The organism is Streptomyces sp. NPDC002779 (assembly GCF_042888685.1).
In the GTDB taxonomy this organism is placed as follows: Bacteria; Actinomycetota; Actinomycetes; order Streptomycetales; family Streptomycetaceae; genus Streptomyces.
On the sequence record NZ_JBIAQC010000020.1, the window covers coordinates 20,626 to 43,362 of the forward strand.

The 22,737-nt window shown below is 72.2% G+C and carries 21 protein-coding genes; 9 read left to right on the forward strand and 12 right to left on the reverse strand.

Going from position 1 to position 22,737, the window contains the following annotated elements:
- Positions 1–50 precede the first annotated feature (50 nt).
- Positions 51–4,850 (reverse strand): ATP-dependent helicase, encoded by a 4,800-nt coding sequence (locus ACFYW5_RS33845; protein WP_389420966.1) that lies wholly within the window; start codon positions 4,848–4,850, stop codon positions 51–53.
- Positions 4,851–4,944: 94 nt separating this feature from the next.
- Here ACFYW5_RS33845 and ACFYW5_RS33850 point away from each other — a divergent pair, with 94 nt between their 5' ends.
- Genes ACFYW5_RS33850 through ACFYW5_RS33860 form a run of 3 tightly spaced genes read left to right on the forward strand, consistent with a single transcriptional unit; the run spans position 4,945 to position 6,832 of the window.
- Positions 4,945–5,901, forward strand: coding sequence for an AraC family transcriptional regulator (locus tag ACFYW5_RS33850; protein WP_389420967.1), 957 nt, complete (start codon positions 4,945–4,947; stop codon positions 5,899–5,901).
- Entirely contained in the window at positions 5,808–6,530 is a 723-nt protein-coding gene (locus ACFYW5_RS33855; RefSeq protein ID WP_389420968.1) for an AzlC family ABC transporter permease, read from the forward strand. The genes ACFYW5_RS33850 and ACFYW5_RS33855 overlap by 94 nt, the downstream gene beginning before the upstream one ends.
- Positions 6,527–6,832 (forward strand): AzlD domain-containing protein, encoded by a 306-nt coding sequence (locus tag ACFYW5_RS33860; RefSeq protein WP_389420969.1) that lies wholly within the window; start codon positions 6,527–6,529, stop codon positions 6,830–6,832. The genes ACFYW5_RS33855 and ACFYW5_RS33860 overlap by 4 nt, the downstream gene beginning before the upstream one ends.
- A gap of 564 nt (positions 6,833–7,396) precedes the next feature.
- On the opposite strand, the gene ACFYW5_RS33865 is transcribed toward ACFYW5_RS33860, so the two are convergent.
- On the reverse strand, positions 7,397–8,341 hold the full coding sequence (locus tag ACFYW5_RS33865; protein ID WP_389420970.1) for a hypothetical protein: 945 nt from the start codon (positions 8,339–8,341) through the stop codon (positions 7,397–7,399).
- Between the two features lie 79 nt (positions 8,342–8,420).
- Between ACFYW5_RS33865 and ACFYW5_RS33870 the strand changes: the two genes are divergently transcribed.
- On the forward strand, positions 8,421–8,618 hold the full coding sequence (locus tag ACFYW5_RS33870) for a DUF3046 domain-containing protein (RefSeq protein WP_389420971.1): 198 nt from the start codon (positions 8,421–8,423) through the stop codon (positions 8,616–8,618).
- 60 nt (positions 8,619–8,678) lie between these two features.
- Positions 8,679–9,935 (forward strand): AI-2E family transporter, encoded by a 1,257-nt coding sequence (locus ACFYW5_RS33875; RefSeq protein WP_389420972.1) that lies wholly within the window; start codon positions 8,679–8,681, stop codon positions 9,933–9,935.
- A 65-nt stretch (positions 9,936–10,000) separates the two neighbouring features.
- On the opposite strand, the gene ACFYW5_RS33880 is transcribed toward ACFYW5_RS33875, so the two are convergent.
- Positions 10,001–10,573, reverse strand: a complete 573-nt coding sequence (locus ACFYW5_RS33880; RefSeq protein WP_389420973.1) for a GNAT family N-acetyltransferase — start codon at positions 10,571–10,573, stop codon at positions 10,001–10,003.
- 256 nt (positions 10,574–10,829) lie between these two features.
- Between ACFYW5_RS33880 and recA the strand changes: the two genes are divergently transcribed.
- Both recA and recX read left to right on the forward strand, forming a co-directional pair.
- Positions 10,830–11,957 (forward strand): recombinase RecA, encoded by a 1,128-nt coding sequence (gene recA / locus ACFYW5_RS33885; RefSeq protein ID WP_389420974.1) that lies wholly within the window; start codon positions 10,830–10,832, stop codon positions 11,955–11,957.
- A gap of 3 nt (positions 11,958–11,960) precedes the next feature.
- The gene (gene recX / locus ACFYW5_RS33890) at positions 11,961–12,794 is read left to right on the forward strand and encodes a recombination regulator RecX (protein WP_389420975.1); all 834 of its coding nucleotides are present in this window, start codon (positions 11,961–11,963) and stop codon (positions 12,792–12,794) included.
- 89 nt (positions 12,795–12,883) lie between these two features.
- On the opposite strand, the gene ACFYW5_RS33895 is transcribed toward recX, so the two are convergent.
- The 8 genes from ACFYW5_RS33895 to ACFYW5_RS33930 form a co-directional block, all read right to left on the reverse strand.
- Positions 12,884–13,363, reverse strand: a complete 480-nt coding sequence (locus ACFYW5_RS33895; protein ID WP_389420976.1) for a rhodanese-like domain-containing protein — start codon at positions 13,361–13,363, stop codon at positions 12,884–12,886.
- Positions 13,360–13,890 (reverse strand): cysteine dioxygenase, encoded by a 531-nt coding sequence (locus ACFYW5_RS33900; protein ID WP_389420977.1) that lies wholly within the window; start codon positions 13,888–13,890, stop codon positions 13,360–13,362. The genes ACFYW5_RS33895 and ACFYW5_RS33900 overlap by 4 nt, the downstream gene beginning before the upstream one ends.
- A gap of 79 nt (positions 13,891–13,969) precedes the next feature.
- The gene (locus ACFYW5_RS33905; protein WP_351985706.1) at positions 13,970–14,056 is read right to left on the reverse strand and encodes a putative leader peptide; all 87 of its coding nucleotides are present in this window, start codon (positions 14,054–14,056) and stop codon (positions 13,970–13,972) included.
- A 76-nt stretch (positions 14,057–14,132) separates the two neighbouring features.
- The gene (locus ACFYW5_RS33910) at positions 14,133–15,728 is read right to left on the reverse strand and encodes an FAD-dependent monooxygenase (protein WP_389420978.1); all 1,596 of its coding nucleotides are present in this window, start codon (positions 15,726–15,728) and stop codon (positions 14,133–14,135) included.
- Positions 15,729–15,926: 198 nt separating this feature from the next.
- The gene (locus ACFYW5_RS33915) at positions 15,927–16,832 is read right to left on the reverse strand and encodes an amino acid ABC transporter permease (RefSeq protein ID WP_389420979.1); all 906 of its coding nucleotides are present in this window, start codon (positions 16,830–16,832) and stop codon (positions 15,927–15,929) included.
- Positions 16,829–17,506, reverse strand: a complete 678-nt coding sequence (locus tag ACFYW5_RS33920) for an amino acid ABC transporter permease (RefSeq protein WP_389420980.1) — start codon at positions 17,504–17,506, stop codon at positions 16,829–16,831. Before ACFYW5_RS33920 ends, ACFYW5_RS33915 begins: the two co-directional genes overlap by 4 nt.
- Positions 17,507–17,641: 135 nt before the next feature.
- Positions 17,642–18,490, reverse strand: a complete 849-nt coding sequence (locus ACFYW5_RS33925; protein WP_389420981.1) for a glutamate ABC transporter substrate-binding protein — start codon at positions 18,488–18,490, stop codon at positions 17,642–17,644.
- Between the two features lie 79 nt (positions 18,491–18,569).
- The gene (locus ACFYW5_RS33930; RefSeq protein WP_389420982.1) at positions 18,570–19,346 is read right to left on the reverse strand and encodes an amino acid ABC transporter ATP-binding protein; all 777 of its coding nucleotides are present in this window, start codon (positions 19,344–19,346) and stop codon (positions 18,570–18,572) included.
- 291 nt (positions 19,347–19,637) lie between these two features.
- On the opposite strand from ACFYW5_RS33930, the gene ACFYW5_RS33935 reads away from it, so the two are divergent.
- Positions 19,638–20,324 (forward strand): response regulator transcription factor, encoded by a 687-nt coding sequence (locus ACFYW5_RS33935; RefSeq protein WP_389420983.1) that lies wholly within the window; start codon positions 19,638–19,640, stop codon positions 20,322–20,324.
- A 9-nt stretch (positions 20,325–20,333) separates the two neighbouring features.
- Entirely contained in the window at positions 20,334–21,725 is a 1,392-nt protein-coding gene (locus ACFYW5_RS33940; protein WP_389420984.1) for a sensor histidine kinase, read from the forward strand.
- On the opposite strand, the gene ACFYW5_RS33945 is transcribed toward ACFYW5_RS33940, so the two are convergent.
- Positions 21,715–22,710: a TAXI family TRAP transporter solute-binding subunit gene (locus ACFYW5_RS33945; protein ID WP_389420985.1), complete on the reverse strand. Its 996-nt coding sequence runs from the start codon at positions 22,708–22,710 to the stop codon at positions 21,715–21,717. The genes ACFYW5_RS33940 and ACFYW5_RS33945 overlap by 11 nt on opposite strands.
- Between the last annotated feature and the right edge of the window lie 27 nt (positions 22,711–22,737).

Below are 22,737 nucleotides of genomic sequence, written 5' to 3' on the forward strand. Positions count from 1 at the left end.
GCGTGCTCCTGCGTGTCTGCCGGGGCGGTGGTGGATTCGGGGCGGGCTGGTCATGCGCGGAGGCGCAGACCGCGGGGGGTGGCGATGAAGCCCGCTCCTTCCAGGAGGACGCCGAGAGGGGAGGTCAGGGCCGAGGCGCCGTTGACGCGTTCGACAGTGACGGTGCCGAGGGAGCCCGCGCGGGCGGCCGCGGCGAGGGCGTCGGCGGCCGCTTGCAGGCGGGGGTCGTCGGCCGGTGCGTCGTCCGGGGCGGCGGGCCAGGCCAGCAGGGTCTTGCCGCCGCGCTCCATGTACAGGGTCAGCTCGCCGTCGACCAGCACCACCAGTGACCCCGCCTTGCGGCCCGGTTTGTGTCCGGCGCCGGACGGCGGCTCGGGCCAGGGCAGCGCGGCGCCGTAGGCGTTCGCCGGGTCGGCGGCGGCGAGGACGACGGCCCGGGAGTCGGCGGCGGGGCGGGTGCGGTGCGGGGTCGGGGGCGGCGGGAAGTCGCGGGGCGAAATGTACTCGTCCGGTCGGGCCGGTCGGGTGGGGAAGGGCGCGGCACTCTCGTCGAAGTCGTGGCCGGCGAAGGTCTCGGTCTCGAAGGGCGGTGCCGGGAGCGCCTCGTCGCGGTCACGGGCGTTCGACACCGCGCGCAGGCGGTCCACCGCGCCGTCCATCGCGAACTGCGCGGCGCCCAGGCCCTCCACCACATAGCCGCGCCGGGCCTGCCCGCTCTCCTCGAAGACGGACAGGATGCGGTACGTCGCCGAGAAGCCGCCCTCGACGCCTTCCGCGGAGACCGCGCCCCGGGTCACCACGCCGTGCCGGTCGAGGAGGGCGCGGGCCAGGGCATGGGCGCGGACGGTGGGGTCGGGCTCGGGTGCGGGGAGCAGGGACCAGCGGCCCGCGACGGTCGGCGGGCCCGAGCGGGAGGCGGGGCGGGCGGCGGTGGTGAGCGAGCCGTAGCGCCCGCGCGGGACCGTGCGCTTGGCGCGGTGGGCGGTGGAGCCCGCGGTGCGGCCCGAGCCCAGCAGGGAGCGCATCGGCGCCAGGGTGTCGTTCGTCAGCCGGCCCGACCAGGCCAGTTCCCAAATGGTGTCGGCGAGTTGGGGGTCGGTGGCGTCGGGGTGGGTGGTGGCGCGGACCTGGTCGGCGATCTGCCGGAAGAACAGGCCGTAACCGCCGGACAGGGAGTCCAGGACCGACTGGTGGAGCGCGGTCAGCTCCAGAGGGTGGGGCGCGGACACCAACAGGGGGGCCGCGTCCGCCATGTACAGGGAGACCCAGCCGTCCTTTCCCGGCAGGGCACCGGCACCGGCCCACACCACCTCTCCGGCGGCGGTCAGTTCGTCGAGCATCCCGGGGGCGTAGTTCGCCACCCGGGACGGCAGGACCAGCTTCTCCAGGGCGGAGGCGGGCACCGACGCGCCCTGCAACTGCTCGATGGCGCGGACCAGTCCGTCGATGCCGCGCAGTCCGTGTCCCTTGCCGATGTGCTGCCACTGGGGGAGGAACTGGGCGAGCGCGGCGGGCGGCACCGGCTCCAGTTCATGCCGCAGCGCGGCCAGGGAACGGCGCCTGAGGCGGCGCAGCACTGCCGCGTCGCACCACTCCTGGCCGATCCCGGCCGGATGGAACTCGCCCTGGACCACCCTCCCCGCCGCCGCGAGCCGCTGGAGGGCGCCCTCGGTGACGGCCACGCCCAGGCCGAACCGGCCCGCCGCGGCGACCGAGGTGAACGGGCCGTGGGTACGGGCGTACCGCGCGAGGAGGTCGCCCAGCGGGTCCTTCACCGGTTCCGTGAAGGCCTCCGGGACGCCGACCGGCAGCGCCGTACCCAGGGCGTCACGCAGCCGGCCCGCGTCCTCGATCGCCGCCCAGTGCTCGGCGCCCGCGATACGGACCTGGATGGCGCGGCGGGCCCCGGCCAGTTCCCGGGCCCACTGCGGCTCCGCGCCCCGCTCGGCCAGGTCGGCGTCCGTCAGCGGGCCGAGCAGCCGCAGGAGGTCCGCGACGCCCTCGGCGTCCTTCACGCGGCGGTCCTCGGTGCGCCACTGGAGCTCCTGCTCCAGCTCGGTCAGCACCTCGGCGTCGAGCAGTTCGCGCAGCTCCGCCTGGCCGAGCAACTCGGCCAGCAGCCGGGAGTCGAGGGAGAGGGCGGCGGCGCGGCGCTCGGCGAGCGGGGAGTCGCCCTCGTACAGGAACTGGGCGACGTAGCCGAACAGCAGCGAACGGGCGAAGGGGGAGGGCTCGGGGGTGGTGACCTCGACCAGGCGCACCTTGCGGGACTCCAGGTCGCCCATCAGCTCGGTGAGTCCGGGGACGTCGAAGACGTCCTGGAGGCATTCGCGGACCGCCTCCAGGACGATCGGGAACGAACCGAACTCGCTGGCCACCTGGAGCAGTTGCGCGGCGCGCTGGCGCTGCTGCCACAACGGGGTGCGCTTGCCGGGGTTGCGGCGCGGCAGGAGCAGGGCGCGCGCCGCGCACTCCCGGAAGCGGGAGGCGAACAGGGCCGAGCCGCCGACCTGGTCGGTGACGATCTGGTCCACCTCGCCCTTGTCGAAGACGACGTCCGCGGCGCCCACGGGGGCATGGTCGGCGTCGAACTCCGTGCCCGCCTTCATGGGTTCCCGGTCGAGCAGGTCCAGGCCCATCAGGTCGGCGTCCGGCAGGCGCAGCACGATGCCGTCGTCGGCGTGCATGACCTGCGCGTCCATGCCGTACCGCTCGGAGAGCTTGGCGCCGAGCGCCAGGGCCCAGGGGGCGTGCACCTGGGCACCGAACGGGGAGTGCACCACGACGCGCCAGTCGCCGAGCTCGTCGCGGAAGCGCTCCACGACGATGGTGCGGTCGTCGGGGATGTGGCCGCAGGCCTCACGCTGTTCGGCCAGGTAGGACAGGACATTGCCGGCGGCCCAGGTGTCCAGTCCCGCGGCCATGAGGCGCAGCCGGGCGTCCTCCTCGCTGAGCGAGCCGACCTCGCGCAGGAACGCGCCCACCGCGCGGCCCAGTTCGAGCGGGCGGCCCAGCTGGTCGCCCTTCCAGAACGGGAGCCGGCCGGGGACGCCCGGCGCGGGGGAGACCAGGACGCGGTCGCGGGTGATGTCCTCGATGCGCCAGGAACTGGTGCCGAGCGTGAAGACATCGCCCACGCGTGACTCGTAGACCATCTCCTCGTCGAGCTCGCCGACCCGGCCGCCGCCCTTCTTGGGGTCGGACCCGGCGAGGAACACGCCGAACAGGCCGCGGTCGGGGATGGTGCCGCCGGAGGTGACGGCGAGGCGCTGGGCGCCGGGACGGCCGGTGACGGTGCCGGCGACGCGGTCCCACACCACGCGCGGGCGCAGTTCGGCGAAGGCGTCCGAGGGGTAGCGCCCGGCGAGCATGTCCAGGACGGCCGTGAACGCGGACTCGGGGAGCGAGGCGAAGGGGGCGGCCCGGCGGACCATCGCGAGGAGGTCGTCGAACTGCCAGGTGTCCATCGACGTCATGGCGACGATCTGCTGGGCCAGCACGTCCAGGGGGTTGGCCGGGACGCGGAGCGACTCGATGGCGCCGGTGCGCATCCGCTCGGTGACCACGGCCGCCTGCACCAGGTCACCGCGGTACTTCGGGAAGACCACGCCGGTCGAGACCGCGCCCACCTGGTGTCCCGCGCGGCCCACGCGCTGGAGCCCGGAGGCCACGGACGGCGGGGACTCCACCTGGACGACCAGGTCCACCGCGCCCATGTCGATGCCCAGTTCGAGGCTGGAGGTGGCCACCACGGCGGGCAGCCGGCCCGCCTTGAGGTCCTCCTCGACGAGGGCGCGCTGCTCCTTGGAGACCGAGCCGTGGTGAGCGCGCGCGATGACGGGCGGGGCGCCCTGGGCGGCCCCGGAGCCGCCCATCAGCTCGGCGGGCGCGTGGTGTTCGTCCAGCGGCTCGCCGGTGGCGCGCTCGTACGCGATCTCGTTCAGGCGGTTGCACAGGCGCTCCGCCAGCCGGCGGGAGTTGGCGAAGACGATGGTGGAGCGGTGGGACTGGACGAGGTCGGCGATGCGCTCCTCGACATGCGGCCAGATCGACGGGCGCTCCCCGCCTTCAGTGCCCTCGGCGACCGGCGAGCCGCCCAGCTCGCCGAGGTCCTCGACGGGGACCACCACCGACAGGTCGAACTCCTTGCCCGACTTCGGCTGGACGATCTCCACCTTGCGGCGCGGGGAGAGATAGCGGGCGACCTCGTCGACCGGCCGGACCGTGGCGGACAGGCCGATGCGCCGGGCCGGCCTCGGCAGCAGCTCGTCCAGGCGCTCCAGGGAGAGCGCGAGGTGGGCGCCGCGCTTGGTGCCCGCCACGGCGTGCACCTCGTCCAGGATCACCGTCTCGATCCCGGTCAGCGCCTCGCGGGTGGCCGAGGTCAGCATCAGGAACAGCGACTCGGGCGTGGTGATCAGGATGTCCGGGGGACGGGTGGCCAGGGCGCGGCGCTCGGCGGCGGGGGTGTCGCCCGAGCGGATGCCGACCTTGACCTCGGGCTCGGGCAGGCCCAGGCGGACGGATTCCTGGCGGATGCCGGTCAGCGGGGAGCGGAGGTTGCGCTCGACGTCCACGGCCAGGGCCTTCAGCGGCGAGACGTACAGAACGCGGCAGCGCTTCTTGGGGTCGGCGGGCGGAGGGGTCGAGGCCAGCTGGTCCAGGGCGGCCAGGAACGCGGCCAGCGTCTTGCCGGACCCGGTGGGGGCCACCACCAGGACGTCCGAGCCCTCGCCGATGGCCTGCCACGCGCCAGCCTGGGCCGCGGTGGGCGCGGAGAAAGCCCCCGTGAACCAGCCGCGGGTCGCGGGGGAGAAGCCGTCCAGAGCTCGATGTGCGGAGCTGACCATGCGTCCATCCTGCACCCGGCCACTGACAATCGCCCTGACCTGCGCGAACACGGTCGCCAACGGCGCCGGTCGGGGAGCGGTGAGAATGGGGGGCATGGCGGGATCGAGCGAGCGGGCGCGGCACTGGCAGTACGCGGAGCTGCCCGGTGTGGACCTGCTGCGGGCCCGGTACGTCCGCAAGACGTTCGTCCGGCACACCCACGAGCACTTCGTCATCGCCGCCATCGCCGACGGCGTCGAGGTCTTCCACCACCGCGGCTCCGACCAGTACGCGGGTGCCGGAGCGCTCGCGCTGGTCAATCCGGACACCCCGCACACCGGGCGGGCCGGGGTGCCGGAGGGGTGGCGGTACGGGGCGGTGTACCCGTCGCCCGAGGTCGTGGCGGAGATCGCGGCCGAGACCACGGCGATCCGCGGCACGCCCGGATTCGTGTCCCCCGTCCTCGACGATCCCTACGCGGCGTCCCTGGTCCATCAGGTGCTGCGCGCCGCCGACGAGGGCAACGCCCTGGCCGCCGACACCCTCCTGCGGGTCGCCGTGACCCGGCTGCTGCGACTGAACGGCGGCGCCCTGCCGCAGCGCGAGGTGCGCACGGCGGGGGCCCGGATCGCGGCACGCGCGCGGGGCGTGCTCCAGGAGCGGATGGCCGAGCCGCCCACCCTGGAGAAGCTGGCCGGTGAACTGGGCACCAGCCCTTTCGCGCTGCTGCGCGCCTTCCGGGACGCCTATGGGATGCCCCCGTACACCTGGCTCACGGACGCCCGGGTACGGCGGGCGCGCGGGCTGCTGGACACCGGTGTGGCGCCCGCCGAGGCCGCCGTCGCCGTGGGCTTCGCCGACCAGCCGCACCTCAACCGGCACTTCAGCCGGATCGTGGGCGTGCCTCCGGGCGCGTACCAGCGGGAGCGCAAGAACGTACAAGACCGGGGAGGGCGGCTGCTCCTACCGTCCGAGGCGTGGCAGACACAACACTCACAGACACACGGGACAGCGGAGGAAAGCCGGACGCCGCCGTCGTACGGGACGGGCTCGGGGTCGGAGTCGCCGTAGGGCTGTCCGGGTTCGCCTTCGGGGTGACCTCGGCCGGCAGCGGGCTCTCGCTCTGGCAGACCTGTGCGCTCAGCCTTCTGGTGTTCACCGGGGCGTCCCAGTTCGCGCTGGTCGGGGCGCTGGCGGCGGGCGGCGGGCCGATCGCGGCGGCCGCCGGGGCGTTCTTCCTGGGGGTGCGCAACGCCTTCTACGGGCTGCGCCTGTCGCAGGTGCTGGCCCTCCCGCGCGCGGTGCGGCCGTTCGCCGCCCAGTGGGTCATCGACGAGACGGCCGCCGTCGCGCTCGCGCAGCCCACCCGGCGTGCCGCCCGGCTCGGGTTCATGGTGACCGGGCTCAGCCTGTACGTGCTGTGGAACCTCACCACGCTGGCCGGGGCGCTCGGCGCCGAGGCCATCGGGGACACCGACGCGTGGGGTCTCGACGCGGCCGGACCCGCCGTGTTCCTCGCGCTGCTCGCGCCGATGCTGACGAGCACGACCGAGCGTGCCGTCGCCGGGGCCGCGGTCGTCCTGGGGCTCGGGCTGCTGCCCGTCCTGCCGGCCGGGGTGCCGGTGCTGGTGGCCGCGCTGGCGGCTCCTGTCGTGCTGTGGGCCCAGGGGCGGCGCGGGCTGCGGAAGGGGGACCGGTGAACATCTGGATCGCCGTCGCGCTGACCGTCCTCGGCTGTTACGCCGTCAAGCTCGCCGGGCTCCTGGTGCCCGCGGGCGTCCTGGAGCGGCCCCTGGTCCGGCGGCTCGCCGCGCTGCTGCCGGTCGCGCTGCTCGCCGCCCTCACGGCCCAGCAGACCTTCGCCGACGGGCGCGCCCTGGTACTGGACGCCCGGGCGGCGGGGGTCGCCGCGGCGGCTGTGGCGCTGGTGCTGCGGGCGCCGTTCCTGGTGGTCGTGGGGGTGGCTGTGGCGGTTACTGCGGGGGTGCGGGCTCTGGGCTGAGGTGGGGGCGGCGGGTGAGCCGCGCTGGCTGGCCTTGGGGTCGTTGGGCGCGGGGGCGCTTGGCGGGCTGGCTGCGGGCTCTGGGCTCTGGGCTGGCGTCAGGGCACCGGATGGCCCGGGTGCGGGTGGCTGGCCTCGGGGTTACTGGGCGGGCTGGCTGCGGGTCTGGTTCTCGGTGAATCTCAGGGCACCCGGCCCTGGCGGTCCGCGCCCTTCGTCACAACACCGGGTGGTCCGGCTGCGCGAGTGTGGGCCCTTGGTTGACGTCCGGAGACGCGATGGCCCGGGCGCGGGGGTGGGCGCGCGGCGCCAGCGGCCGGCGCCGGTCAGCCCGACGCAGGCCGGAAACGGCCGGGGCGGACGGGCGGTCAGGGCGGCAGCTTGTGCCGGTCGGGGCGGTCGGCGTACGACCGGTCCGACCCCAGGCTCTGGATTCCGCCGGCCGGCGTCAGCGGGACAGCTTGGCTCGGGTGGTGGCCGCCCTCGCTGCCGGGCGGGTGGGCCCTTGGCCGGCGTCGGGTTACCGGATGGTCCGGCCGTCCGAGGCCCTCGGGCGGTCTCCGGTCAGCCGATGGGTCGGCCGTACGCTCTCAGGGTGCGCAGGGCGGTGATGGTCACCAGGGGGCGGGCCTCCAGGGTGGGGGCCGGGGACCAGTTGCGCCAGCGGACGGGCCAGCCGCCGTCGGCCTGCTGGTCGGCGGCGAGGAAGTCCAGTGAGCGGGTCATCTCGTCGTCCGTGAACCACGCGCGTGCCAGCGATCGCGGACTCCTCGCGAAGTCGTGCGGGAAGTGGTGCTCGGTGGGGGCGTAGCCGGGCGCCACCGGATAGGCGGCGAGGTCACCGGGGTCCAGTGCCGCGAGCCGGTGCTGGCGCACCAGGCGGCCGAGCCGGTCCGCGGCCGCCTCCGCGCGCGGGCGGTCCGGCGCGGAGTCCAGGAAGGCCACCGCGGCCTCGATCTCGTACGGATGGGACTTGTCCAGGGACTCCACCGCCTGCCAGCAGAAGTCCGTCGCCCGGAACAGCCAGGCGTGCCACACCTCGTTGCGGTGCAGCACCCCCACCACCGGCGCGGTGGCCAGGAGCTCGCTCGGCGGGTCGTCCACGACCGGGATGAACGGCGCCGCCGGGTAGCCGCGCTGGCTGGGATGGACCGCCGGCAGGGCGCCCTCCGCGGTGGAGACCGACGTCAGATAACGGCAGACGCGCTCCACGCGCTGCCCGCCGCAGCGTCCGACCGCGTCCAGCACCCGCAGCGCGTGCGCGGTGTGCAGCGGCTGGCTGACCGGGCCGCGCAGATCGGGTTCCAGCGCGTGGCCGTAACCGCCGTCGTCATTGCGGTAGGCGTCCAGTGCGGTCTCCACCTGCTCGGCGCCGCCGTGCAGGAAGTCGTGCGCGAAGAGGCGCTGCTCCAGCACGCGCGCGGTGAGCCACACGAACTGCTCGGCGCGGAAGAGCGGGGAGTGCGCCGGGGGCGTCTGGGGGAGTGGGGAAGCTCCGGTTTCGGCCATGCGTCAGACCGTAGGCCGGAAAGCGGTCTCGGCGAGGGGTCCCGGCGAGGGCCCACCCTCAGGGCGGGATACTGATGTCATGAGGTTGACGGTCTTCTGGGAGCGGATGGCGGAGCACTTCGGTTCGGCGGGATACGCCGAGACCTTCGCGCGCGATCACGTGATGTCGGAGCTCGGCGGACGCACCGTGCGTGAGGCGCTGGACTGCGGCTGGGAGGCCAAGGACGTGTGGCGGGTCGTCTGCCAGGTCATGAACGTGCCCCAGGAACAGCGTTGACAGGTCACGAAGATCGCAGGACGGCGTCCGATTGTCGGTGGCGTGGGCGAGACTTGCTCCGTGGCACCCACTGACGACACCGGGCGGCTCGCCCCGCACCCCTCTCCGTTCGGCACGACGCCGCCGGCCAAACCGCCGGCCGACGCCGCGCAGCCGCCCGCGCGCATGCCGCGCTGGCTGCCGCGCGCCATGGTGCTCGCGCTCGCGCTCGTCGGTGCCTTCCAGCTCGGCAGCTGGGCCTTCCACCAGCTCACCGGGCTGCTGATCAACATCGTGATCGCGTTCTTCCTGGCCCTGGCCATCGAGCCCGCGGTGAGCTGGATGGCCGCCCGCGGGATGCGCCGGGGGCTGGCGACCGCGCTGATGTTCCTCGCTGTGATCGGGGTGTCCGCCGGCTTCGTCACCCTCCTCGGCTCGATGCTCGCCGGTCAGATCATCACCATGGTCGAGGAGTTCCCGGCCTATCTCGACTCCGTGATCAACTGGATCAACGCCCACTTCCAGACCGACCTGAAGCGGGTGGACATCCAGGAGGGCCTGCTGCGCTCGGACTGGCTGCGCAACTACGTGCAGAACAGCGCGACCGGTGTCCTCGATGTGTCCGCCCAGGTCATCGGCGGTCTGTTCCAGTTGCTGACGATCACGCTGTTCTCGTTCTACTTCGCCGCGGACGGCCCGCGACTGCGCCGTGCCCTGTGCTCCGTCCTGCCGCCCGCCAAGCAGGCCGAGGTGCTGCGGGCGTGGGAGATCGCGGTGAACAAGACCGGCGGCTATCTGTACTCACGCGGTCTGATGGCACTGATCTCCGGGATATCGCACTACGTCCTGCTCCAGTCGCTGGACGTGCCGTACGCGCCCGTGCTCGCCGTCTGGGTGGGTCTGGTGTCGCAGTTCATCCCGACCATCGGCACCTATCTCGCGGGCGCCCTGCCCATGCTGATCGCCTTCACGGTGGACCCCTGGTACGCGCTGTGGGTCCTGATCTTCGTCGTGCTCTACCAGCAGTTCGAGAACTACGTGCTCCAGCCCAAGCTGACCGCGAAGACCGTCGACGTGCACCCCGCGGTCGCCTTCGGTTCCGTCGTCGCGGGCACCGCTCTGCTGGGGGCGGTGGGTGCCCTGATCGCGATCCCGGCGATCGCCACGCTCCAGGCGTTCCTGGGGGCGTACGTGAAGCGGTACGACGTCACCGACGACCCCCGTGTGCACGGGCACCGGGCGCGCGGGACGGGCGGCCCCGGTCTGCTCACGCGCGCGTGGCGGGTGTGGGCCCGGCAACCGGCAGAGGCCCCCGCCCCGGAGAACGACAAGGGCTGAGCCCTCAGCGCAGCTCGAGCCGTATCAGGATCCGCTCAGCGCAACTCGAGCCCATCAGGATCCGCTCAGCGCAGGTCGAGCCGCATCAGGACCCGAGGATGCCCGGCCAGCACCGAAGTGGTGTCGGCGACGTGGACGAACCCGGCGCGCTCGAAGTTCTTGCGGAGACCGGCGTACGCCATCGTCAGATCGACTCGCGCGTCGCCGTTGTCGAGGGGGTACGCCTCGACGACCGGAGCGCCGTGCGCGCGGGCGAACTCCACGGCGCCCTCGATGAGGGCGTGCGAGATTCCCTGCTTGCGGTGGCCGGGGCGGACCCGGACGCACCACAGTGACCAGACCGGCACCTCGTCGACGTGCGGGATCTTGCGGTTGCGGGCGAAGGAGGTCTCCGCGCGCGGTGCCACGGCGGCCCAGCCGACCGGCTCGTCGCCGTCGTAGGCGATCACGCCGGGAGGAGGGTCGGCCCGGCACAGCTCGGCGACGTACTCGCCACGGGCCGGGCCGCGGAGTTCGTTGTTGAGCCTGGACGGGATCCGGTAGCTCAGACACCAGCAGACGTTGGCTCCGGGCGACTTCGGGCCGAGCACGGCCCGGACATCCTCGAAGACCGACGCGGGACGCACCTCGATGGTCATGACCGCACGATAGAACCGCAGGGCTCGGGGGACCCGGGAGAGCGGTCGGGGCCCTGCGTGGCGCGCTTGACACGTAATTCGAACATCCATTCTTATGGAGGCTCCGGCAAGACGCTCGGCGGGTGGATTGCCCTGGTTTCGACGGGGAAGTGCCCGAGTTATCCACAGGCCGGACGGGCGTCAGGGCGCATTGTCAGTGGCAGGCGTTAGCGTCTTTGACGTGAAGCGATCGACTCAAGCAAATCGGGTGGAACCCATGGCAGGAACCGACCGCGAGAAGGCCCTGGATGCCGCACTCGCACAGATTGAACGGCAATTCGGCAAGGGCGCGGTCATGCGCATGGGCGAGCGGTCGAAGGAGCCCATCGAGGTCATCCCGACCGGGTCGACCGCGCTCGACGTGGCCCTCGGCGTCGGCGGTCTGCCGCGCGGCCGCGTCATCGAGGTCTACGGCCCCGAGTCCTCGGGCAAGACGACCCTGACCCTGCACGCGGTGGCGAACGCGCAGAAGGCCGGCGGCCAGGTCGCGTTCGTGGACGCGGAGCACGCCCTCGACCCCGAGTACGCGCAGAAGCTCGGCGTCGACATCGACAACCTGATCCTGTCCCAGCCGGACAACGGCGAGCAGGCCCTGGAGATCGTGGACATGCTGGTCCGCTCCGGTGCCCTCGACCTCATCGTCATCGACTCCGTCGCGGCGCTCGTGCCGCGCGCGGAGATCGAGGGCGAGATGGGCGACAGCCACGTCGGTCTCCAGGCCCGTCTGATGAGCCAGGCGCTGCGAAAGATCACCAGCGCGCTCAACCAGTCCAAGACGACCGCGATCTTCATCAACCAGCTCCGCGAGAAGATCGGCGTGATGTTCGGCTCCCCGGAGACCACCACCGGTGGCCGGGCGCTGAAGTTCTACGCCTCGGTGCGACTCGACATCCGCCGCATCGAGACGCTGAAGGACGGCACCGACGCGGTCGGCAACCGTACCCGCGTCAAGGTCGTCAAGAACAAGGTCGCGCCGCCCTTCAAGCAGGCCGAGTTCGACATCCTCTACGGCCACGGCATCAGCCGCGAGGGTGGCCTGATCGACATGGGCGTGGAGCACGGCTTCGTCCGCAAGGCCGGTGCCTGGTACACGTACGAGGGCGACCAGCTCGGCCAGGGCAAGGAGAACGCGCGCAACTTCCTGAAGGACAACCCCGACCTGGCCAACGAGATCGAGAAGAAGATCAAGGAGAAGCTGGGCGTCGGTGTGCGTCCGGTGGAGCCGGCCGCCGAGCCGGGCGCGGACGCCGCGGTGTCCGCCGCCCCGGACGACGCCGCCAAGACGGTGCCCGCTCCGGCCGCGGCCAAGGCCACCAAGTCCAAGGCCGCCGCAGCCAAGAGCTGACCCGTGACACGACGAACGGACTGGGCCGAGTACGCCTGCCCCGACCCGCCGGGGGAGTGGCACGGGAGGGGCGTGGGAGGTGCCACCGGGACGGACGGCGCGGCGTACGACGAGGCCGGCGCCCCCGGCCCGGACGGACCGTACGGCGGCGGGCGCCGGGCAGGCGGTGGCCCGGCGTCGGAGGCCGATGAGCTCGCCGGCGGTTCGCGCCGCAGAGCCGGCGGGGCACGTGGCGCGGGCGGCGCCCGGGGGCGTCGTCGGCGCGGTCGCGAAGAGCCGTCCGGTGAGGACGGAGGCACCTCTGCCTCGTCGAGGGCCGAGCAGGGGGAGCCTCCGGGAGACCCGGTGGAGCGGGCACGGGCGATCTGCCTGCGCCTGCTCACCGGGACTCCGCGCACCCGCAAGCAGCTCGCCGACGCCCTGCGCAAGCGGGAGATCCCGGACGAGGCCGCGGAGGAGGTGCTGTCGCGGTTCGAGGAGGTCGGGCTGATCAACGACAGCGCGTTCGCGGACGCCTGGGTGGAGTCCCGGCATCACGGACGGGGGCTGGCCCGGCGGGCGCTCGCCCGGGAGCTGCGCACCAAGGGCGTCGACTCCACACTGATCGACGCGGCCGTCGGCCAGCTGGACTCGGAGCAGGAGGAGGCGACCGCGCGCGAGCTCGTCGACCGCAAGCTCCGGTCCACCCGGGGCCTCGACCGCGACAAGCGCCTGCGCCGACTCGCCGGGATGCTGGCCCGCAAGGGGTATCCCGAGGGGATGGCGCTGCGGGTGGTCCGGCAGGCGCTGGAGGCGGAGGGGGAGGACACGGAGTTCCTGGAGGGCGAGGGATACTGACGCGGGGCACCAGGTGCCTCGCGGAGTGCAGGCGGCGCAGGCTTACCTTGCGTTCCCGGGAGGGTTGAGCGGGCGGACACGGCGCCGCTCTACTGCCCGCCCGACGTCCTGTGAGGCGCACCCCGCCCGGGAGCCGTCACCGGCAGCCCCGCCGCCCGCCAGGCCTGGAACCCGCCGGTCAGATCGGTCGCCCGGTGCAGCCCCAGCCGGTGCAGCGACTCCGCCGCCAGACTGGACGCGTATCCCTCGTTGCAGAACAGCACCACCCGCAGGTCATGGCTGTTCGCCTCCGGCACCTTGTGGCTCCCGCGCGGATCCAGCCGCCACTCCAGCTCATTGCGCTCGATCACCAGCGCCCCCGGGATCACCCCGTCACGCTCCCGCAGCGCCGCGTACCGGATGTCCACCAGCAGCGCCTCACCGGAGCGAGCGGCCTCGTAGGCCTCGCGGGGCCCGACGCGCACGTAGCCCGCGCGCACCCGCTCCAGCAACTCGTCGATGCCCACCGGCCGTTCGGACCCGTTGTCGCTGAAGGACCCGTTGCCGCCGAGGGGCCGTCCGCCGCTCACTGCCAGTCCTCCGGCCGCTCCACCTGCTCCAGACGCAGGATCGGCCCGCTGCGGCTGTAGCGGCGGATCCGGGGCAGCGGCGGATAGTAGGCGTGCACGGAGACCGCGTGCCGGTCGAGGGACTCGTTGAGGACCTCGTGGACATGGTGGTGGCCGAAGGAGCGGCCCTTGCCGGCCGGCAGCCGCCGCTCCCGGTCGACGTCCTCGCTGAGTTCCAGGGTCCTCCAGCCGTCCGTGGGCAGCCGGGCGGCGAGCGAGTTCTCCGTCAGCTCACCGGCCGCCGTCACAAAGGCGCCGACCGAGTCCGCGTGGTCGTGCCAGCCGGTGCCCGAGCCCGGCGGCCAGCCGATCAGCCACGCCTCACTGCCGGCGGGGCCCTCCAGGCGCACCCAGGTGCGGCCCTCGGGGTCGAGCGGGAGCGAGGCGATCAACTCGGCGTCGGCCGCGGTGCGCCGTACGAAATCGAGGAGGTCCGCCTGCGTGGGCGCGGCGGAGGTGGACACGGAAGGGGAGGGGGAGACAGACACGTCGACCGTCCTGATGAGGGTTCGCGGGGAGCGCGCGACGGCACGACGGCGGTGCGCGCGGGTGAGGAGAGATGCGAATTCAGCAGGACCGGGTACACATGCAGCCCGCATAGCGGACGAGGTCCACATGGACCTTCCGCCACAGGTGCACACAGGTGTCGGTCATGATCCGGAGTACACCATGGAGGTGCGGACCGGTCAACTCACCGTCACCATGTGGACGGTGACGCCTTGGGGGCCGCTCAGCGCGACCCCGCCGTGGCCTCCGCCTCGGACGGGACCGGGCCGCCCAGGGTGGCCTCCGCCGCCGCGTACAGGTCGGCCGGGCGCACCCCGCCGAGCGCCGTGACGAGGTGGCCGTCGGGCCGGATGAGCAGGACCGTGTGGGCGGCGGCGCCCGGATAGCTCTCGGCGACCAGCAGCTCCGCCGGATGCGGCAGCGCCGTCACGGCCGCCGCGAGCCGCGGCATGATCCCGGCGGTCACCCAGTGCTTGCGGTCCCACACCCCCGTGCCCGGCGCGATCAGCAGCACCAGCAGCGCCCCCCGGCCGAGCCGGTCCCGCAGCCGTACGAACGAGCCGTCTTCCGCGGTCACCCGTACATCGGCGACCGGCGCGCCCACCGGGGTGTCGAGGGACACCTCGCCCTCCAGGTGCCGGGGCGTGAGCGGCGAGTCGGCGTACGCCCCCGGCGCACCCAGCGCCCCGTGCCCCAAGTGGCCCTCCGCGAGCAGCGCGTCATGGCCCCGGGCCGATCCGGGGACGTACGCCCGCAGGCCCCCGCCGCCGCGCAGCAGCGGGAGCGCCTGGTCGGCGGCGCGCAGCCGGGCGGCGACGACCGCGCGCCGCTCCGTCTGGTAGCTGTCCAGCAGCGCCTCGTGCGGCCCGTGATGCCAGGCCAGCGCCAGCTTCCAGGCGAGGTTGTCGGCGTCCCGGAGCCCTTCGTCGAGCCCGTGCGTGCCGAGCGCCCCGAGCAGATGCGCCGCGTCCCCGGCGAGAAACACCCGCCCGGCCCGCCAGCGCCGGGCCAGCCGGTGGTGCACGGTGTGGACGCCGGTGTCGAGGAGTTCGTACGGCGGTGTCGAGCCGTCCGTCCAGCCCGCGAGCGTCTCCCGGACCCGGGTGACCAGCAGCTCGGGGGTGACCAGGTCCTTGCCCGGCGGGAGCAGCCAGTCCAGGCGCCAGGCCCCGTCCGGCAGCGGGCGCGCGGTGACCTCGCCGGCCGAGGGGCCCGAGGTCCGCCACGGGGGCATCCGGTGCAGCAACGCCTCGTCGGTCCAGGGGAGTTCGGTGCGCAGCGCGGCGACGGCGTACCGTTCGACGGCCGTACGGCCGGGGAAGCGGATGTCCTGGAGCTTGCGCACGGTGGAGCGGGGGCCGTCGCAGCCGACCAGGTAGCTGCCTCGCCACCAGGTGCCCTTGGGGCCGCGGGTGCGGGCGGTGACGCCGGCCGGCTCCTGCTCGATGCCGTCGAGCCGGCTGTCCACGGCGATCCGCACCAGCCGTTCACCGGCCAGTGCCGCGCGCAGGGCGCCGGTCAGGACGTGCTGGGCGATGTGCACGGGCGCCGAGTCGTCGAAGGAGACCTCGCGCATCACCTGCTTGCGCCGCATCGACCGCCATCCGGCCCAACGGCAGCCCGCCTGCCCGACCGGCAGTCCGGTCAGCCGCTCCATCAGGGCGGCGCTGTCCTCGCGCAGCACGACGGTGCGTGCCGGGCGGGGTTCGTCCTTGCCGGGTCCTTCGTCGAGTACGACCGACGGCACCTCCTGACGCGCCAGCGCCAGGGCGAGCGTGAGCCCGACGGGCCCCGCACCGACGATGATCACCGGGTCCACGGCGTGGTGCCCCCTGCCCGCAGAGATGTCCCGGAGGACGCGTGTGAACAGGAGGTTGGAGCAGGGTGCACGATCACAGAACGTATGCAACCCATTGCCGGTGCTTGCGTCAAGTGACGGAGACAGTGGCGATCATGCCACTGCCTCCGTGTCGTTCACGTCATGCTCAGCGTGTCCCTCGGGTCACGTGACCGTGCGTCAGGTGATGCCGCCCTTGCCAGTGCCGGGGGTGCCGATCTCCGCGGCGTTGAGCTCGTCCACGTCCTCCGCACCGAGCACCGCCCCCGTACTGCGCTTGCTGCGCCGCAGCCTCGCCTCCAGCCAGCTCGCGAAGCTGGTCAGGATGAAGTTCAGGACGATGTAGACGACCGCCACCACGATGAAGCTGGGAATGACGTTCGCGTAGTTGGCCGCGAGGGTGCCGCGCGCGTTCAGCAGCTCGGTGAAGCCGAGCATCACGCCGCCCAGCGCGGTGTCCTTCACGATGACGACGAGCTGGCTGACGATGGCCGGGAGCATCGCCGTCACGGCCTGCGGCAGCAGGATGGTGGACATCGTCTGGCCCTTGCGCAGACCGATCGCCTGCGCGGCCTCCGTCTGCCCCTTGGGCAGGGCGAGGATGCCCGCGCGGACGATCTCGGCGAGGACCGAGGCGTTGTAGAGCACCAGGCCGGTGACGACCGCGTAGAGGGGGCGGTCCGCACTGCTGACGTCCGTGTAGCGAGCGTAGAACTCGTTGGCGAACAGCATCAGCAGCAGGACCGGGATCGCCCGGAAGAACTCGACCACGGCGCCGGCCGGCATCCGCACCCAGCGGTGGTCGGACATCCGGGAGATGCCGAAGAAGGCGCCCAGGGGCAGGGCGATGATCATGGCCAGCGTCGCGGCCTTGAGGGTGTCGCCGAGACCGGGCAGCAGATACGTCGTCCAGGCCTCGGACTCGGTGAACGGCTTCCACAGGGACCACTTCAGCTGGCCCTTGTCGTCCATCGTCCGCCAGATCCACCACAGCAACAGGGCGAGCAGGACGACGAAGACGGCCGAGAAGATCAGGTTGCGCCGCTTGGCCTTGGGGCCGGGCGCGTCGTACAGAACCGAAGTCACCGCTTCACCGCCAGTCGCTTGCTCAGCCAGCCGAGGATCAGGCCGGTGGGCAGGGTCAGTACCACGAAACCGAAGGCGAAGACCGCGCCGATGAGCAGCGTCTGAGCCTCGTTCTCGATCATTTCCTTCATCAGCAGGGCCGCCTCGGCCACGCCGATGGTGGCCGCCACCGTGGTGTTCTTGGTCAGCGCGATCAGCACGTTGGCGAGCGGGCCGATGACCGAGCGGAACGCCTGCGGCAGCACGATGAGCGCGAGCACCTGGCTGAAGCTGAAACCGAGGGCACGTGCCGCCTCGGCCTGGCCCACCGGGACGGTGTTGATGCCGGAGCGCAGCGCCTCACAGACGAAGGCGGCCGTGTACGCGACCAGACCGAGGATCGCCAGGCGGAAGCCCTGGGCCTTGAAGTCGTCGGGCGCGCCCATCGTCATCCCGAAGATGTCGGCGAGGCCGAGCGAGGTGAAGACGATGATGACGGTCAGGGGGATGTTCCGGACGAAGTTCACATAGGCGGTTCCGAAGCCGCGCATCAGGGGAACCGGGCTGACCCGCATGGCCGCCAGGAGGGTGCCCCAGACCAGGGAGCCGATGCCGGAGAAAATGGTGAGCTGCACCGTCACCCAGAAGGCGCCGAGCAGGCTCGGGTCGTCATAGTCAGAAAGAAAGTCGAACACGATCTCCCGCGCTTCCGGGTGTGTGGCGAACGTGGTGCACGGGGGCGGTCGTGTCGGGCCGCCGCCGTGCTGACGTGCCGCGCCGCCGCCGTGAGGTCGGGCCGACGGCGGCGGCGCGTGAGGGCGATGTCCGCGTTACTGAACGATGTTCCCGATCTTCGGGGCGGGCTCGTTCTTGTAGTCGGCCGGACCGAAGTTGTCCTTGACGGCCGTCTCCCAGGCGTTGTCGCCGACCATCTTCTCCAGCGCGTCGTTGATCTTGTTCACGGTCTCGGTGTCGCCCTTCTTGACGCCGATGCCGTAGTTCTCGTTGCTCAGCTTCAGGCCGGCGAGCTTGAACTGGCCCTTGTACTGCTCCTGCGCGGCGAAGCCGGCGAGGATCGAGTCATCGGTGGTCACGGCGTCGACGGCGCCGCTCTGCAGACCGGCGATGCACTCCGAGTACGTGCCGTACTCCCTCAGCTGGGCCTTGGGAGCGATCTCGTCCTGGATGTTCTGCGCCGAGGTCGAGCCGACCACCGAGCACAGCTTCTTGCCGTTGAGATCGGTGCCCTCAGTGATGTCCGAGTCCGCCTTGACCAGCAGGTCCTGGTGGGCCAGCAGGTACGGGCCGGCGAAGTCGACCTTCTCCTTGCGCTCGTCGGTGATGGAGTAGGTCGCGGCGATGAAGTCGACGTCGCCACGGGCGAGCGCGTTCTCGCGGTCGGCGCTCTTGGTCTCGATCCACTCGATCTGGTTCGGCTCGTAACCGAGCTCCTTCGCCACGTAGGTGGCGACGTCCACGTCGAAGCCGGAGAAGGAACCGTCGGGCTCCTTCAGGCCCAGACCGGGCTGGTCGTACTTGATACCGATCTTGATCTTGTCGCCGCCGCCCGAGCCGGTGTCGGCGCTGTCGCTGTCCTTGTCGTCGCCGCCACAGGCCGTCGCGGTGAGGGAGAGGACGAGCGCAGCGGCCGCCGCGGCGGTGACCTTGCGGAGCTTCATGGTGAACATCCTTTGTCTGGTGAAGAGATGCGAGCCGTCGGTGCGGTGACGCAGGGCCTGCGAGAGCGCCGGTGCGTCGTCAGTGGTGCAGGATCTTGGACAGGAAGTCCTTGGCACGGTCGCTGCGCGGGTTGCTGAAGAACTGGTCCGGCACAGCCTCTTCGACGATCCGCCCGTCCGCCATGAACACCACACGATTGGCGGCCGAACGGGCAAAGCCCATCTCGTGGGTGACGACGATCATGGTCATGCCGTCCCGGGCGAGCTGCTGCATGACCTCCAGCACCTCGTTGATCATTTCCGGGTCGAGGGCCGAGGTCGGCTCGTCGAAGAGCATGACCTTCGGGTCCATCGCCAGGGCGCGTGCGATGGCCACGCGCTGCTGCTGGCCGCCGGAGAGCTGGGCGGGGTACTTGTCCGCCTGGTTCGCCACACCCACCCGGTCGAGCAGGCCGCGGGCCTTCTCCTCGGCCTGCTTCTTGTCCGCCTTGCGGACCTTGATCTGGCCCAGCATGACGTTCTCGAGCACCGTCTTGTGCGCGAAGAGATTGAACGACTGGAAGACCATGCCGACGTCGGCGCGCAGCCGGGCCAGCTCCTTGCCCTCGTCGGGCAGCGGTTTGCCGTCGATGACGATCGTCCCCGAGTCGATCGTCTCCAGGCGGTTGATGGTGCGGCACAGGGTGGACTTCCCGGACCCGGAGGGCCCGATGACCACGACGACCTCGCCGCGGGCGATCGTCAGGTCGATGTCCTGGAGCACGTGCAACGCGCCGAAATGCTTGTTGACACTCTTCAGGACGACCAGGTCGCCGGTCGCAGCCACGTCTTCCTTGGCCACCGATACTTCGGTCATCGCTCTCAGGCTCCGTCCTCCTCGGTTTCGGAGGACACTAATAACCGTATCCGACCTGCGTCATTAGTCCTGAGGGGAATTTGAGCATCACGATCCGGTAGCAATCAGACACGTGTCGTAGCCCCGGAGACCTGGGCGCGTACCGGGTGGGTAACGACAAGCTCCGCGCAACCGGAACCCACTTGACGGCGTCCTCGTCCATCAGCGTGACTGCCAGGGTGCACGCGCGCGCGTGCACGCTTCGTGTGTAGTGAGGTCACCCGTACGGCCGATGAACAGGAGGGAGACGGGATGCGACTGCTCCTCGTCGAGGACGACAACCATGTCGCCGCCGCCCTGTCCGCGGTCCTGGCCCGGCACGGCTTCGACGTCACGCACGCCCGCAGCGGCGAGGAGGCCCTGCAGGCGCTCGTCCCGGAGGGCGCCGGCTTCGGCGTCGTCCTGCTCGACCTGGGCCTGCCCGACCAGGACGGCTACGAGGTCTGCGGCAAGATCCGCAAGCGCACCAGCACCCCGGTGATCATGGTCACCGCGCGCTCCGACGTCCGCTCCCGCATCCACGGCCTCAACCTCGGTGCCGACGACTACGTGGTCAAGCCGTACGACACCGGTGAGCTGCTCGCCCGGATCCACGCCGTCAGCCGGCGCTCCGTCCACGACGACCCCGCGGCCGGCGGCGACACCGTGCTGCGCCTGGGCCCGGTGCACATCGAACTGCCCACCCGGCAGGTCAGCGTGGACGGCTCGGTCGTCCAGCTGACCCGCAAGGAGTTCGACCTGCTGGCCCTGCTCGCCCAGCGGCCCGGCGTGGTCTTCCGCCGGGAGCAGATCATCAGCGAGGTGTGGCGGACCAGCTGGGAGGGGACCGGACGCACCCTGGAGGTGCATGTGGCGTCCCTGCGGGCCAAGCTGCGGATGCCGGCCCTGATCGAGACCGTGCGCGGGGTCGGCTACCGGCTCGTCGCCCCGGCCGCCTAGCGGGGACGGGTGCGCACACGACTCCTTCCGCTGCTGATCGTTCTGATGGCGGCCGTACTGCTGGCGCTCGGGGTGCCGCTCGCCGTCAGCCTGGCCGCCGCCCAGCAGCAGAAGGTGGTCGTCGACCGCATCGACGACACGGCCTACTTCGCCGCCATGGCCCGGTCCGTCATGGACACTCCCGAGGGCCCGCGCGACGAGGGCCGCACCCTGAGCCGGGAGCTGGAGAGCTACCACGGCGTATACGGCATCCGGGCCGGTGTCTTCCTGCCCGGCGACGCCCCGCTGGCCAACGCCCCGCGGACCTGGTTCCTGCCCGACTCGGGCGAGGTGCGCGACGCCTTCGAGGAGGCGCTGCTCAGCCGGCGCAGCCATGACCCGCGGCAGGTGTGGCCCTGGCAGCGCAACCGCCTGGTCGTCGCCTCACCGGTGGTCCGGGACGGCGATGTCGTCGCGGTCGTCGTCACCGACTCGCCCACCGGGGACATGCGCTCGCGCATCCTGTACGGCTGGCTGGTCATCGCCGCGGGCGAGTTCGCCGCGATGCTGCTCGCCGTCGGCGCCGCGCTGCGGCTCACCGGCTGGGTGCTCAGACCCGTACGCGTCCTGGACGCCACCACCCACGCCATCGCGAGCGGCGCGCTGAAGTCCCGGGTCGCGGCGGCCGGCGGACCGCCGGAACTCCAGCGCCTGGCCCGGTCGTTCAACGAGATGGCGGACAACGTCGAGGGCGTCCTGGAGCAGCAGCGCGCCTTCGTCGCCGACGCCTCGCACCAGCTGCGCAACCCGCTCGCCGCGCTGCTGCTGCGGATCGAGCTGCTCGCCTTCGAACTGCCCGAGGGTAATCAGGAGATCGCCTCGGTCCAGGCCGAGGGCAAGCGTCTCGCCCAGGTCCTGGACGGCCTGCTCGACCTCGCGCTCGCCGAGCACACCGCCGCCGACCTGCGGCTCACCGACATCGGTGCGCTGACCGCCGAGCGGGTCGCCGCCTGGTCGCCGACGGCCGCGGCGAAGGGGGTCGAGCTGGCCGGGGACTGCCCGGCCACCACCGCCTGGGTGGACCCGGTGGCGCTGTCGTCCGCGCTGGACGCGGTGATCGACAACGCCGTGAAGTTCACCCCGCGGGGCGAGCGGGTCGAGGTGGTGGTCGCCTCCAACGGCGACAGCGCGACCGTCGTGGTCGCCGACCGCGGGCCCGGGCTGACCGACGAGGAACTGGTCCGCATCGGCGACCGCTTCTGGCGCAGCGGCCGCCATCAGAACGTCAAGGGCTCCGGCCTGGGCCTGTCCATCTCCCGGGCCCTGCTCTCGGCGGGCGGCGGATCGATCGCGTACGGCCATCACGAGCCGCACGGGCTGAAGGTGACGGTGCGGGTGCCGCGCAGCGAGGCTACGGCTTGACCGAGCGGTAGTAGCGCCGGGCGCCCTCGTGCAGCGGCAGGGGGTCGGTGTAGATCGCGGTGCGTACGTCGACCAGTTGTGCGGAGTGGACGTGGGCACCGATGCCGTCCCGGCTGTCGAGCACGGTCCGGGTCAGCCACTCGGTGAGCCGGGGGTCCAGGTCCTTGCGGGTCACCAGCAGGTTGGAGACGGCCATGGTCGCGACCGTGGAGCCGTTCTGAATCGTCTTGTAGGCCGATTCCGGCATGTTGGTGGCCCGGTAGTAGCGGGTGGCGCCGCCCTGCGCGTGCACCCGGGCGACCATCGAGGACTCGATCGGCACGAACCGGAAGGCGGAGGTCTCGGCCAGCTCCCGCAGCCCGCGCGTGGGCAGGCCGCCGGACCAGAAGAACGCGTCCAGGTCGGAGCCCAGCCGCTTCGGTCCGGTGTCGATGCCGTCGGAGCGGGGCGTGATGTCCTTCGCCGGGTCGATGCCCGCCGCCCGCAGCACCCGGTTGGCGATCAGCCGCACACCCGAGTTCGGCAGCCCTATGGCCACCCGCTTGCCCCGCAGGTCCGCGACGGACTCGATGTCGGAGTCCGGCGGGACGACCAGCTGCACATAGTCGTCGTACAGCCGCGCCACCCCGCGCAGCAGGTCCGCGCCGGTGCCGCCGTCGGTCTCGTACGTGTCCACCGCGTCGGCCGCGGCGATGGTCACGTCGGCGTTCCCGGTTGCCACACTGCGCACGTTCGCCAGTGAGCCGTCGCTCGTCTTCAGCTTGACCGTCAGGCCCGGCATGTCCTTGGCGAGCTCCTTCTGGAGCCGCTCGCCGTACTCGTGGTACACCCCGGCCTCGGTGCCCGTGCTGAAGGTGATCGTCCCGCTCGGCGGGTCCTCGCCCAGCGGCAGCAGCCACCACAGCAGCAGCCCGAGCGCGACGAAGCCGGCGACCGCGCCCTGAAGGGCCCGGCGCCTGCCGACAGAGGGGAACAGCGTGGGCATGCGGCGATACTGCCAGGCCCTTCACCC

Excerpts from the sequence above, each read along its gene's own strand:
- ACFYW5_RS33845 (WP_389420966.1), bottom strand. The coding sequence starts at position 4,850 with ATGGTCAGCTCCGCACATCGAGCTCTGGACGGCTTCTCCCCCGCGACC.
- ACFYW5_RS33935 (WP_389420983.1), top strand. The coding sequence starts at position 19,638 with ATGCGACTGCTCCTCGTCGAGGACGACAACCATGTCGCCGCCGCCCTG.
- ACFYW5_RS33930 (WP_389420982.1), bottom strand. The coding sequence starts at position 19,346 with ATGACCGAAGTATCGGTGGCCAAGGAAGACGTGGCTGCGACCGGCGAC.
- ACFYW5_RS33865 (WP_389420970.1), bottom strand. The coding sequence starts at position 8,341 with ATGGCCGAAACCGGAGCTTCCCCACTCCCCCAGACGCCCCCGGCGCAC.
- ACFYW5_RS33870 (WP_389420971.1), top strand. The coding sequence starts at position 8,421 with ATGAGGTTGACGGTCTTCTGGGAGCGGATGGCGGAGCACTTCGGTTCG.
- recA (WP_389420974.1), top strand. The coding sequence starts at position 10,830 with ATGGCAGGAACCGACCGCGAGAAGGCCCTGGATGCCGCACTCGCACAG.
- ACFYW5_RS33925 (WP_389420981.1), bottom strand. The coding sequence starts at position 18,490 with ATGAAGCTCCGCAAGGTCACCGCCGCGGCGGCCGCTGCGCTCGTCCTC.
- ACFYW5_RS33945 (WP_389420985.1), bottom strand. The coding sequence starts at position 22,710 with ATGCCCACGCTGTTCCCCTCTGTCGGCAGGCGCCGGGCCCTTCAGGGC.
- ACFYW5_RS33905 (WP_351985706.1), bottom strand. The coding sequence starts at position 14,056 with ATGACCGACACCTGTGTGCACCTGTGGCGGAAGGTCCATGTGGACCTC.
- ACFYW5_RS33850 (WP_389420967.1), top strand. The coding sequence starts at position 4,945 with ATGGCGGGATCGAGCGAGCGGGCGCGGCACTGGCAGTACGCGGAGCTG.
- ACFYW5_RS33880 (WP_389420973.1), bottom strand. The coding sequence starts at position 10,573 with ATGACCATCGAGGTGCGTCCCGCGTCGGTCTTCGAGGATGTCCGGGCC.